An 11,712-nucleotide genomic window follows, 5' to 3' on the forward strand; every position below is an offset into this window, starting at 1 on the left:
CCTTTCAGTTAACCGACTAGATGTAGGAAATGCAGGAGCGGTAACACGAACAGGAGACTGTCAAACCGGTCCAAAATCCCCCCATGTCCCGGGAGGATCTTTCCTGAATCTTTTACTTGATAATGCCGCTTCAATGCAGATTCAACTAAATCCCCCAACTGCCCGACGATCGACGCCACAATGGTGATGAGGATCAGGGATACATAAGACGGGGCGATTGGATAAATGGCTTGTAATATGCAGGCGAAAACGATGGCGCAGATGATTCCGCCAATAAAACCTTCTATGGTTTTATTCGGGGAAATTTCTGGCCATAATTTCCGTTTGCCTATTTTCCTGCCGATAAAATAAGCCCCCGAATCAGTGGACCAGATGACGAGCAGTGCATACATCACATACTCCAGTCCAAAAAAGCGGGTTTCAATAAGGTAATAAAATCCAATTCCCACGTACAACGCACCGAGTACGGAAAAAGAGGCATCGTCAAAAGTATAACGATTTTTAGCAATGACCGTGTAAATCAACAATAGCAGAACGAGAGCAAAGGTCATTTCCGTTTTTGTAAGGCCGATTGCCTGCTCCACGTCTGCCGCCCATTCGGACGGGATCAGCAAAATGGCCATCGCTAGCCATGTGATCAAACCTTCCACCGAGAGTATATTCATCTCTTTCATCTTGAATAACTCATATAGCCCAACAGTCGCAATCACATAAATTGCAATGGTGAATGGGAATCCCCCGATCAGCACGAGAGGAACGAATAGGGCTAACGCAACGATGGCTGTCAATATTCTCTGTTTCACTTTTCCCGTTCTCCTTCCACACTTCCAAAACGGCGGTTTCTCATTTGAAATTCTTCGATGGATTGCAGCATGCATGATTCATCGAAATCCGGCCAAAGCACATCGGTGAAGGAAAATTCAGCATAAGCCAGCTGCCAAAGCATGAAGTTGGATAATCGCACTTCGCCACTCGTCCGGATCAGCAGGTCCGGCTCCGGCAGATGTGCCGTCATCAAATGGGAATTGATCATGGACTCGTTAATATCTTCCATTCCCATCTTATCATTCTTAATCAAATCGGCAATCTCCTTCACCGCGTTGACGAGTTCCAATCTACTGCCATAATTCATTGCAAAATTAAGTATGAGACCTGTATTGTTCGAAGTTTTTTCGACAGCTGTCATAATCGCTTTCTTTGTATGATCCGGCAGGGCATCAAAGTTGCCGATCATCTCCACTTTCACATTTTGCTCAATTAGCTCGGGTAAATATGTACTTAAAAATTCGCCTGGTAACTTCATCAAAAAATCGATTTCCATCTTGGGACGTTTCCAATTTTCTGTTGAAAATGCATAAAGGGTCAGTACTTTTATTCCGATTTCATTCGCAATACGGGTGATCTTCCGGACTGTCTTCATTCCTTCATGATGGCCCGCAATACGCGGTAGATTTCGTTGCTTTGCCCATCTCCCGTTGCCGTCCATGATGATTGCGACATGCGCAGGTATCTGCCTGCTTCTTATGGCTTGCAATCGATCTGTAAGCGAAGCATCCACCTCAACCGTTTTCTTTCGCAATAATTTATCAAGCATCTCGTTTCCTCCACTCGGCAACTTTTTGAGCAAGTACACATTCTATCGTATCAAACTGGATAGGAAAATTCATTTATTAAAACTGATTGTTCCACCGTTTTTGATCCTCATACACTTCCGCCGCTTCCTCACTGCAGAGATGTAGCCATTTATAGCCGAAATGATTCATTATTAAATATGTATTTTAAGTTCTCGCCCTATTATCGTTACTCTTATTGTATGCGCAATATCATAACAATAGGAGCAATGAATGTGCAGCTTTAGCTTTCTGATTCCGTCTCTACCCTGCATGGCTCACGGCCGTATTAACAAGTGAAAAGGACGTCCTGAAAGTAGGACGTCCCGGAATATAGAAAGTTCTTCTATCAGATTTCCATAATTTCATTTTCTTTATCTTTTGCGATGCTGTCGATCTTTTCGATAAATGAATCAGTCAATTTTTGGATTTCATCACTTTCACGGCGAAGTTCGTCCTCCGTGATCTCACCGGCTTTTTCAAGCTTCTTCAATTCGTCGTTACCATCACGGCGAATATTTCGGATTGCGACTTTGGAGTCTTCTCCTTCTTTTTTAACCAATTTGACTAGTTCTTTACGGCGCTCTTCTGTCAACGCAGGTACAGCAAGACGAATAATCGATCCGTCGTTTGAAGGCGTAATTCCAATATCCGACTTCATGATTGCTTTCTCGATGTCGCCAAGGATTGACTTGTCATACGGTTGAATGACAAGCAATCTAGGTTCCGGCGTCGAAATTCCCGCCATTTGGTTCAACGGTGTTGGGGCTCCATAGTAATCGACTGTAATTCTGTCTAACAAAGATGCGTTCGCACGTCCTGCACGAATGGATGCCAGCTCTCTAGTAAGAGCAGCGATCGCCTTATCCATGCGGTCCTTCGTTTGATCCAAAACTGCTTTCGGCATTACCCTTTCCTCCTGACAACCGTACCAATCGGTTCACCGAGTACGGCTTTTTTAATATTTCCATTATCCATTATCGAGAATACTACGAGAGGGATATCATTGTCCATACATAGGGTCGACGCAGTGGAATCCATCACTTCCAACCCTTGGCTAATCACTTCCAAGTAGGAGAGCTCAGTATACTTGACAGCTGTCTCATCTTTCATCGGGTCAGCTGAATACACACCATCCACATTGTTTTTCGCCATTAAAATGACGTCTGCCTCTATTTCGGCCGCACGCAATGCGGCAGTCGTGTCTGTGGAGAAATACGGGTTCCCCGTGCCTGCTGCAAAAATGACAACACGCTTTTTCTCCAGATGCCGGATCGCCTTGCGTCGAATATATGGTTCAGCTACCTGTCTCATATCGATTGAAGAAGAAACACGTGTTTCAACTCCCAACTTTTCCAACGAGTCTTGAAGCGCCAATGAATTCATGACTGTCGCGAGCATACCCATATAATCAGCAGTGGTCCGATCCATTCCCATTTCGCTACCGACCTTGCCTCGCCAATAATTGCCGCCGCCAACAACAACTGCAACTTCAACACCTAGATCGACGACTTCTTTCACTTGTGATGCAACAGATTTCACGATTTCTGGGGAAAGACCGTAGCCTTTATCTCCCGCGAGTGCCTCTCCGCTAAGTTTCAAGACAATCCGTTTATATTTTGGGACGTTCATATGTACCCTCCATCTACTCAGTTTTCTCGAAAAATAGGGAACACATCGAAGTGTTCCCTACTCCATATAGTATATTGCGTTTCAAAGGTTTTAGACAGCTTAGTTGCCTTTTACTTGGCTCATTACTTCATCTGCAAAGTTATCTTCGCGTTTTTCGATTCCTTCACCAACTGCATAGCGGATGAATTCTTTCAATGTGCCGCCAGTTGATTTTACGAAATCGCCAACTTTTTGGTCTGAGTTTTTAACAAACGCTTGGTCAAGAACACAGATTTCTTCGAAATACTTGCCAAGACGGCCTTCTACCATTTTCGCAACGATGTTTTCAGGCTTGCCTTCGTTCAAAGCTTGTTCTGTCAAGATTTTGCGCTCATGCTCAACTTCTTCTTCAGAAACTTGGTCGCGGGAAATGTATTTAGGGTTCAATGCAGCAATATGCATCGCAACGTCTTTTGCCGCTTCTGCATCTGTAGTTCCTTCAAGAACTGTAAGAACTGCAATCCGTCCACCCATGTGAAGGTATGGACCAAATGCATCGCTGTCTGTTTTAGTGCGCACTTCAAAACGGCGAAGTGTGATTTTTTCTCCAATTTTTGCAACCGCATTAGAAATGTGGTCTGCTACAGATGAGCCATTGGACATTTTTGATTCGATTGCTTCCTCGATGGATGCAGGTTTTGCAGCCAATAGGTGCTCAGCAAGTTCTTTAACAAGTGTTTGGAAAGCTTCGTTTTTCGCAACGAAGTCAGTTTCTGCATTCACTTCAAGAATGACAGCGTCGTTACCGTCTACTAGGATATATGTTGTACCTTCAGCAGCGATACGGTCTGCTTTTTTAGCAGCGCTAGAAAGACCTTTTTCACGAAGGAAGTCTACTGCAGCATCCATGTCACCATTCACTTCAGTAAGTGCTTTTTTGCAGTCCATCATACCTGCGCCTGTTTTTTCACGCAATTCTTTAACCATTTGAGCTGTAATTGCCATTTTCCATTCCTCCTGATAGTAAGATTATCTTGCAGTTGCTCTTTAAAAAAGACGATAAGTGGGTTGGCCGCTTATCGTCTCTTCATTTGAACTATTACTCTGCAGCTACTGTTTCTGCTTCTTCTTCTGCCGTTACTTCTTCGTCTGCGCCTTGTCTTGATTCGATCAACGCATCAGCCATTTTGCTTGTAAGAAGACGAACTGCACGGATTGCATCGTCGTTCGCTGGGATGACATAATCGATTTCATCAGGATCGCAGTTTGTATCGACAATACCAACTAGCGGAATGTTCAATTTGATCGCTTCAGCAACCGCGATGCGCTCTTTGCGTGGATCTACAACAAAGATGACATCCGGTAAAGATTTCATGTCACGGATACCGCCAAGGAATTTAACAAGGCGTTCGTGTTCTTTTCTAAGTTGAGATACTTCTTTTTTAGGAAGTACTGCGAATGTGCCGTCTTCTTCCATAGCTTCGATTTTCTTCATGCGAGCAACCCGCTTTTGGATTGTGCCGAAGTTTGTAAGTGTACCACCAAGCCAGCGTTGGTTGATGTAGTACATGCCAGCGCGTTCTGCTTCTTCTTTGATCGCTTCCTGCGCTTGTTTTTTTGTACCGACGAATAGGACTTTCCCGCCGTCAGCACCAACTTGACGCATAAAGTCATATGCTTCTTCAAGTTTCTTTACAGTTTTTTGCAAGTCGATGATGTAGATACCGTTACGCTCTTGGAAAATGTATTTCTTCATTTTTGGGTTCCAACGGCGTGTTTGGTGTCCGAAATGTACACCTGCTTCAAGCAATTGCTTCATTGAAATTACAGACATTTGTTCTTCCTCCTATTTGGTTAGTTTCCTCCGCATGCTTCATCCAGCGAAGCTACCTTCCGGCACCCTCTTCGCCATCCACATACGTGTGTAGTAACACCATTTGATACTATACCATAAGCTTTTGTCGAATGCAACTCGGTTCACTTGAATTTTAATATCAATTCAATTTCCGTTTTCCCTTTTCCAAGCTCACGGGCGATTTCTTCCACAGACCAGCCGTTCTTTTGGAGATTTAAAGCTCTTGTCCGATCATCCTCTTCGTCTTGGTTGTCAGGTTCCGATGGTTTTGAGTAGGACTTATAAGACTGAAGAGCCACTTGAACCGGAATGACAGGCTTTTGATTTTGCCTCATTTCCGATGGAGCAGGAGCAGTTTGGGCCTTTACTTTTCTGATTTCCTTTTCAGACAGCTCCACCTCGTCAACCATCCGTTTTTCTAACAGGCGGATCAGCCGGTCATTCTCATCCTTTAATTCAGTTAAATAGGCTGCTATAGTATCATCCATTTCGGACATCAGCTTTTGCTGCTTCGTTTCAAGTTTGTCGAATTTGGCCATACGCATGAAAAGGAGAGCAATAAAATAAAAAGTGATAAGCTGTAAAATGAATAAGATAATTAAAAAAATGACCATATTTGATTACCCCGTAAAGTCGACGAAAGCACCTTTGTATGGATGCGCCATCTCACTTTCATTATTGTTGTTTTTCTTCTGCTGGGACTGTTCTCTTGGTGTTTGTTCCGAGTCCCCATTTTTGGAATCGGAATCGGTTTTGGCGGAGCGATCTGATTTTATTACCGTTTCCCGATTTTTGACTTGCTCTTTTTCCGTTAATACACCCGCATGGTCTTGTCCTGCTTGAATCAGCTGCTGCTTTTGCTCTGCCATTTTGCCGGCGTCGAAGGTTTTAGGAATCGCGATTTGAAGTTCTATGCCCTTAAGACTCATAGGATCCCCCCGTCAATAATTTCTGGCGACAGCAATTTCCGCAGTTTGAATAATGCCTTGGAATGGATTTGAGAAATGCGTGAAGTAGAGAGATTAAGAATTTCACCTATTTCTGTCAAGGTCATCTCTTCGGTATAAAACAAGCTTAAGACGAGTTGCTCATTTTTGTTCAGCTGCTTGATTTTCAAAGCCAGATCTCCAACCAGCTCATTCATCATGGCACTTTGCTCGGGTGTTCTTTGCGTCTCATCCTTAATGACAAACGATTTTTGGCTATCCTCTTCCTCATCGCTCATCCTTTCATCGATCGATAAGATATTGGAAAAATAATTTTCGTGGACAGTTTGGTAAACATCCTCAACCGTCAATCCCAGATGCTGAGCCACCTCTTCCGGTGTAGCATGCCGAAGCAGCTTCTGTTCAAGCCTGATAATTTCCTCTTCCATCTTCTTCGATTTCTCTCTAGCGGAACGGGGCAGCCAATCTTCTTTCCGCAGGCCATCGATAATCGTACCGCGTATTCGAAAAGAGGCATACGTATCAAATTTCAAATCGCGTCCCGGATCGAACTTTGTCAAAGCATCGAACAGGCCTTGAAATCCCAAACTTTTTATGTCGTCTCGCGAAACATTCCGCGGAAGCCCTGAGCTGATTCGCTGCACATGGTAATTAACGAGAGGAGTATACTTCCGTACGAGCATATCGCCCGCCTCGGCATCCCTATCCGTTAACCATTGCCTCCAACATTCTTCTTCTGTCATACTCTGGCTGGACATCGAACCCCTCGCTTTCCAGAATGAATCTATTAATATCACAACAATTTTTATGTATTAAGTATATCAAATCATAGCGAAAAAAGGCGACTGAATCGTTCAGCCGCCATTTACGATATAAAACATCCAATCAGATCTCATGAGTACCGGCATTCACTGTCCGGATGCTCAGGATGCTTGTAGCTGGATCGAATTCAATCGTCCGGCCGCTGGACCCGCCTGTATCTTCTGCGACAAGCGGAATAGACAGCCTGCTAAGTTCTTTTTTTACGGCTTCCACATTGCGCGGACCAATCCGGATGGTATCACTGGATCCGAATTGAAACATCTGTGCACCTCCGGCTATTTTCGCTTTCAATGCCAGCGGACGCACCCCTTCCGCTTTTAGTGCTTCCATGAGTGCATAAATTCCGGTATCCGCAAATTTCGCCATATTGATTTTGTCCGATTTGCCTAGACTGGAATCAGGCAGCATGACATGCAGCAGGCCGGCAATTCTCTTTTTTTCATCATATAGCACAACACCGACACACGAACCGAGCCCTGACGTACGGATCGTTTCCGGTTCCTTTGCAATGTTCAGATCGGCAATGCCGACCCGGACAACTCGTTTCAACGCCTCCATGTTACAACACACCTAACGAACGGAAAATGGTCAAATAGGATGGCGGATCCGGCATCAAGAAGAAATGTCCGTCCACACTCGTGGATCCGTCCTCGTCTTCTTCTTGCAGTTTTGTATTAATGACGATGACTTCATCACTGTACTGTGAAACTTCAATAAGGCCGAAGCTGACTATGGCACCTACCATGTCGACACTTAACGACGGTACAGTCGGGTAGATATTCAGCCCTGTGAAATCCGATAAGGCCGACAAGTAGGAGCCTGACAGGATGTTGCCTAATTCCTGCATCGCGGAAACGCCCATTTCAGGAATTGGATTCTGATTGAAATGAAATGATTCGTCTCCAATAAGCCTTTGAATAAAATGGTTGGCCGATTCGATAGGCAGAACGAAAAACATACTACCCGATAAATCGCCTTCGATTCGTAAATAGATGCCCGCGACAATCTTTTCGGATCCGCCAGCCATCTCAAACATGTCATCAAAAGAAACGAGCCGCACATTCGGCACATGCATATCAATTTTTCTGCCAAGCAATTGGGATAAGGAAGTAGCCGCATGGGCTGCTCCAATATTCCCAATTTCCTTTAGCACATCCAGATGCATGTCCGTGATCGGATTATTAGTATTCATCAGAAGACACCCGTTTCAACGGCTGCAGCACTTTATCTAGATTCAGCATAACTAAAAGGCGTTTATCTAACTTCACCACGCCTGAAATGAATTCAGACTCTACCGATCCGACCACTTCTGGCTGCGGTTCGATGGAACGAAGAGGGATATCGATGACATCATTCGCCGCATCTACAATCAAGCCCACTTCAAAATCCTGTAAGGAAACAATAATGATCCGGTTATTATCGTCCATCTCTTTTGTTTCCAGACCGAATCGTTCCCGCAAGTCCACTATCGGTGTGACGACACCGCGCAGATTAATAACTCCCTTTACATAAGAGGGTGTTTTCGGCACGCGGGTAATGGACATCAATTTTTCTATACCTTCTACGACATCGACTTCCATCGCATATTCCTTATCCAACAATTGAAACACGATGGATTTTACAGTATCTTGTCCGACTAACTCTGGCATGTCAGTCTCCCCTTCCTATTTTATTAGTGCATTGCAATCTACGATCAGGGCGACTTGGCCATTTCCGAGAATAGTGGCTCCAGAAATCGCGAAGACACTTTGCAAGTAGTTACCCAGGGACTTTAATACAATTTCCTGCTGGCCAATAAAGGAGTCTACGACCAATCCAGCCAGCTTCTCTCCTTTTCGGACTATGACGACAGATTGGAAGCCATCTGAACGAACATCTCCGTCTTCCATTTCGAAAATATCCTTCAGGTTGACCAACGGGACAATATTGCCTCGGAAGTCAATGACTTTTTGATTATGCGCATTCATAATATCCGATGTTTGGATGATTGCTGTTTCGATGATCGATGACAACGGAATCGCATAAATATCTTTATCCAATTCTACCAACATGACCGAAATAATCGATAACGTCAATGGCAGCTGCACTTGGAAAAGGGAACCTTGCCCCTCTTTGGAATCAATGGTAATATAGCCGCCAAGCGATTCGATTGTACTCTTTACCACATCGAGCCCGACGCCTCGGCCTGACACATCAGTAATCTTGTCTGCAGTGGAAAAACCGGAAGCCAAAATTAGTTCAGCCACTTGTTTATCCGTCATAGTTGCTGCAGATTCTTCTGTAATAATGCCTCTCTCCAACGCTTTGGCAAGGACACGCTCACGATTAACGCCAGCGCCGTCATCTTCCAGTTCGATAAAGACATGGTTTCCTGAATGGTACGCACGCAGCGTGACAGTTCCCTCTTCAGGCTTGCCTTTTGCAATGCGCTCTGCGGGGCTTTCAACTCCATGGTCCAAAGCATTACGGATAAGATGGACGAGCGGATCTCCAATTTCGTCGATTACAGTCCGATCCAACTCCGTTTCCGCACCGATGATTTCCAATTTGATCTTTTTGTCCAAGTCCCTTGCCAATTGTCTAACCATTTTAGGGAATCGATTAAATACCGTTTCAACTGGGATCATCCGCATATTCAAGATGATATTTTGGAGATCTCCGGAAACCCGTGTCATTCTTTCCACTGTTTCATTTAAATCCGGATTATGCAGTTCAGTTGCAATGGACTGCAGACGCCCACGGTCAATGACCAATTCTTCGAATAGGTTCATTAATACATCCAGGCGATCGATATTCACACGGATTGTTTTATTGGAATGGCTCGAAGCAGTGCTTCTTTTGCTTTGCTGTTTAGCTGTTTCTTCTTTCGCCGGCTTTTGCGTAGTTTCATTCTCGGTTGCAACTACCTTGGAAGCTTTATCTTCTTTAGCACGCTTTTCTTCTTTGATAGCATCCACATAAATCGGCAGCACTTGAACATGTTCAACTTCAGAAACTTTCATCACTTTGGCGGAAATAGTACCGACATCTTCTTTTGTCAATAAAACAACAGTGAATTTTTCATCAAAATCTTCATTCTCCAATTGTTCAACATTGGGAATGGACTTGATTACTTCACCGGACTTCTCCAATATTTCAAAGACCATAAAGACACGGGCCGCTTTGAGAAGGCAGTCTTCCCGCAATTCAACGGTTACTTCATACGCTGTAAACCCTTGTTCTGCCGATTGGCCGATAACTGTTAATTCGAATTCATCATAATACATAGCTGGAGCCGCCGGAATATCCGTTGCTTCCTCTAAGACAGCGGCTGCAGTTTCAGCTACCGAAGGCGCTTCAGCTGCAGGTTCCCCCGCTTCGATTCGATTGAGTATGGAGACGAGCTCTGATACATCCTTCTTGCCTGTACCGCCGGCTTCAATATCCAGCACCATTTCTTCTAGATAATCAACTGCTTTAAACACAACATCCAAGATTTCGGTCGTCACTTCAATTTTAGAATTCCGAATTGCATCCAAAACGTTTTCCATTTTATGAGTCAAATCGGCAATGTCTTCGTATCCCATTGTTGCAGACATGCCTTTCAATGTATGAGCAGATCGGAAGACTTCATTTACAATCGCCAAATCTTGAGGATTGTTTTCGAGTTCCAGCAAATGTTCGTTGCATGATTGAAGATGCTCTTTACTTTCGTCCAGAAACATTTCCAAATATTGATTCGTTTCCATCACTAAATGCCCCCTTATTGTTTTAGGCTTTCCACGATTGTCGATGCAATGTTTTGTAAATCAACAACTTGATCGGCAAGTCCTGATTCAATGATCGCTTTTGGCATCCCATAAATGACAGAAGTTTTCTCTGACTCGGCTATGCAAATAGCATTCCTGCTCTTTTTTAATATTTGCATGCCTGCTTTTCCATCATGGCCCATGCCTGTCATAACGACGGCGACAAATCGGGCATCCTGGATTGCGGCGGCTGATTCGAACAAAACATCCACGGATGGACGATGTCCCATTCTCGGCAGTTCCTCAGAATCAAGACGGACACAAAAAGCGGTACCAACTTTTACGATTTTTAAATGTTTACCACCGGGAGCAATATATGCCGTTCCTGCAGAAAGCAACTCTCCGTCTGCAGCCTCTTTGACATGAATGCTGCTGAGACCATCCAAGCGATCTGCTAAAGACTTCGTAAATCCGGGCGGCATATGCTGCACTACTAAAATAGGCACACCTATATCGGAAGGGAGTTTTGTCAGAACTTCTTGTAGGGCTCTCGGCCCACCGGTCGATGTACCTATTATAACAAAAGTATTAGTTGGTTTGGTAATCTTTTTCTTTAGTACTGCCGAATTCCACTGCTCTTCTTTAGGAACATGTGCCTCCTGTACAAGCGGGGGCACCTTTTCCGGCGAATTCTGCTGGCTGCCGCCTGCCTTTTGGGTCAATGTGGTGATTTTCACCTTGGAAGCAGCTACGACTTTTTCGATAATTTCTCTCTCTACATCTTTTAAATTCAAAGAAATCGGCCCGCCAGGCTTGGCAACAAAGTCGACAGCTCCATATTCCATAGCTGTCATCGTGTTGGCCGCCCCTATTTCTGTCGTACTGGAAAGCATGACAATCGGTACCGGATTCGTTTCCATAATTCGTTTCAACGCTTGCAAACCATTCAGAACGGGCATTTCTATGTCCATGGATACGACATCAGGTTTCAATAATTGAACTTTTTCCAACGCATCTTTGCCATTTCGGGCAGTTGCGATTACTTCGAGATCAGGATGGGAAGAAAGCATTTCTGATATCAATTTCCTCATAAAAGCGGAATCATCGACAACGAGCACTTTTTTCCGAAAGTCTCGCAT

General features: G+C 44.3%; 14 protein-coding genes. All 14 read right to left on the reverse strand.

Going from position 1 to position 11,712, the window contains the following annotated elements; all coding sequences use genetic code 11:
• Positions 1-8: 8 nt before the first annotated feature.
• The gene (locus tag L7D49_RS19300; protein WP_238084008.1) at positions 9-803 is read right to left on the reverse strand and encodes a phosphatidate cytidylyltransferase; all 795 of its coding nucleotides are present in this window, start codon (positions 801-803) and stop codon (positions 9-11) included.
• Positions 800-1,594, reverse strand: a complete 795-nt coding sequence (locus L7D49_RS19305; RefSeq protein WP_238084010.1) for an isoprenyl transferase — start codon at positions 1,592-1,594, stop codon at positions 800-802. Before L7D49_RS19305 ends, L7D49_RS19300 begins: the two co-directional genes overlap by 4 nt.
• Positions 1,595-1,959: 365 nt before the next feature.
• Positions 1,960-2,517, reverse strand: a complete 558-nt coding sequence (gene frr / locus L7D49_RS19310) for a ribosome recycling factor (protein WP_238084013.1) — start codon at positions 2,515-2,517, stop codon at positions 1,960-1,962.
• Positions 2,517-3,242, reverse strand: coding sequence for a UMP kinase (gene pyrH, locus L7D49_RS19315; RefSeq protein ID WP_238084016.1), 726 nt, complete (start codon positions 3,240-3,242; stop codon positions 2,517-2,519). The genes frr and pyrH overlap by 1 nt, the downstream gene beginning before the upstream one ends.
• A 99-nt stretch (positions 3,243-3,341) precedes the next feature.
• Positions 3,342-4,226 carry a translation elongation factor Ts gene (tsf, locus tag L7D49_RS19320; protein ID WP_238084019.1) on the reverse strand — a complete coding sequence of 295 codons (885 nt, stop codon included), beginning with the start codon at positions 4,224-4,226 and terminating at the stop codon, positions 3,342-3,344.
• A 94-nt stretch (positions 4,227-4,320) separates the two neighbouring features.
• Complete coding sequence (rpsB, locus tag L7D49_RS19325; RefSeq protein ID WP_238084021.1) at positions 4,321-5,055, reverse strand: 30S ribosomal protein S2; 735 nt, start codon at positions 5,053-5,055, stop codon at positions 4,321-4,323.
• Positions 5,056-5,198: 143 nt separating this feature from the next.
• Positions 5,199-5,690 carry a DUF6115 domain-containing protein gene (locus tag L7D49_RS19330; protein ID WP_238084024.1) on the reverse strand — a complete coding sequence of 164 codons (492 nt, stop codon included), beginning with the start codon at positions 5,688-5,690 and terminating at the stop codon, positions 5,199-5,201.
• Positions 5,691-5,696: 6 nt separating this feature from the next.
• Positions 5,697-6,005: an RNA polymerase subunit sigma gene (locus tag L7D49_RS19335; RefSeq protein ID WP_238084027.1), complete on the reverse strand. Its 309-nt coding sequence runs from the start codon at positions 6,003-6,005 to the stop codon at positions 5,697-5,699.
• Positions 6,002-6,781: a FliA/WhiG family RNA polymerase sigma factor gene (locus tag L7D49_RS19340; RefSeq protein WP_238084029.1), complete on the reverse strand. Its 780-nt coding sequence runs from the start codon at positions 6,779-6,781 to the stop codon at positions 6,002-6,004. Before L7D49_RS19340 ends, L7D49_RS19335 begins: the two co-directional genes overlap by 4 nt.
• 127 nt (positions 6,782-6,908) lie before the next feature.
• Positions 6,909-7,403 carry a chemotaxis protein CheD gene (locus tag L7D49_RS19345; RefSeq protein ID WP_238084031.1) on the reverse strand — a complete coding sequence of 165 codons (495 nt, stop codon included), beginning with the start codon at positions 7,401-7,403 and terminating at the stop codon, positions 6,909-6,911.
• 1 nt (position 7,404) lies between these two features.
• Positions 7,405-8,037, reverse strand: a complete 633-nt coding sequence (locus L7D49_RS19350; RefSeq protein WP_238084035.1) for a chemotaxis protein CheC — start codon at positions 8,035-8,037, stop codon at positions 7,405-7,407.
• Positions 8,027-8,494: a chemotaxis protein CheW gene (locus L7D49_RS19355; protein ID WP_238084038.1), complete on the reverse strand. Its 468-nt coding sequence runs from the start codon at positions 8,492-8,494 to the stop codon at positions 8,027-8,029. The genes L7D49_RS19350 and L7D49_RS19355 overlap by 11 nt, the downstream gene beginning before the upstream one ends.
• Before the next feature lie 15 nt (positions 8,495-8,509).
• Positions 8,510-10,573, reverse strand: coding sequence for a chemotaxis protein CheA (locus L7D49_RS19360; protein WP_238084041.1), 2,064 nt, complete (start codon positions 10,571-10,573; stop codon positions 8,510-8,512).
• A gap of 14 nt (positions 10,574-10,587) precedes the next feature.
• Positions 10,588-11,712, reverse strand: a complete 1,125-nt coding sequence (locus tag L7D49_RS19365; RefSeq protein WP_238084043.1) for a protein-glutamate methylesterase/protein-glutamine glutaminase — start codon at positions 11,710-11,712, stop codon at positions 10,588-10,590.

It is taken from the genome of Sporosarcina cyprini (assembly GCF_022048975.1).
In the GTDB taxonomy this organism is placed as follows: Bacteria; Bacillota; Bacilli; order Bacillales_A; family Planococcaceae; genus Sporosarcina; species Sporosarcina cyprini.

Bases quoted from the DNA above. Each gene is read 5' to 3' on its own strand.
- L7D49_RS19305 (WP_238084010.1), bottom strand. From the start codon at position 1,594: ATGCTTGATAAATTATTGCGAAAGAAAACGGTTGAGGTGGATGCTTCG.
- frr (WP_238084013.1), bottom strand. From the start codon at position 2,517: ATGCCGAAAGCAGTTTTGGATCAAACGAAGGACCGCATGGATAAGGCG.
- pyrH (WP_238084016.1), bottom strand. From the start codon at position 3,242: ATGAACGTCCCAAAATATAAACGGATTGTCTTGAAACTTAGCGGAGAG.
- tsf (WP_238084019.1), bottom strand. From the start codon at position 4,226: ATGGCAATTACAGCTCAAATGGTTAAAGAATTGCGTGAAAAAACAGGC.
- rpsB (WP_238084021.1), bottom strand. From the start codon at position 5,055: ATGTCTGTAATTTCAATGAAGCAATTGCTTGAAGCAGGTGTACATTTC.
- L7D49_RS19330 (WP_238084024.1), bottom strand. From the start codon at position 5,690: ATGGTCATTTTTTTAATTATCTTATTCATTTTACAGCTTATCACTTTT.
- L7D49_RS19335 (WP_238084027.1), bottom strand. From the start codon at position 6,005: ATGAGTCTTAAGGGCATAGAACTTCAAATCGCGATTCCTAAAACCTTC.
- L7D49_RS19340 (WP_238084029.1), bottom strand. From the start codon at position 6,781: ATGTCCAGCCAGAGTATGACAGAAGAAGAATGTTGGAGGCAATGGTTA.
- L7D49_RS19345 (WP_238084031.1), bottom strand. From the start codon at position 7,403: ATGGAGGCGTTGAAACGAGTTGTCCGGGTCGGCATTGCCGATCTGAAC.
- L7D49_RS19350 (WP_238084035.1), bottom strand. From the start codon at position 8,037: ATGAATACTAATAATCCGATCACGGACATGCATCTGGATGTGCTAAAG.
- L7D49_RS19355 (WP_238084038.1), bottom strand. From the start codon at position 8,494: ATGCCAGAGTTAGTCGGACAAGATACTGTAAAATCCATCGTGTTTCAA.
- L7D49_RS19360 (WP_238084041.1), bottom strand. From the start codon at position 10,573: ATGGAAACGAATCAATATTTGGAAATGTTTCTGGACGAAAGTAAAGAG.
- L7D49_RS19365 (WP_238084043.1), bottom strand. From the start codon at position 11,712: ATGCGAGACTTTCGGAAAAAAGTGCTCGTTGTCGATGATTCCGCTTTT.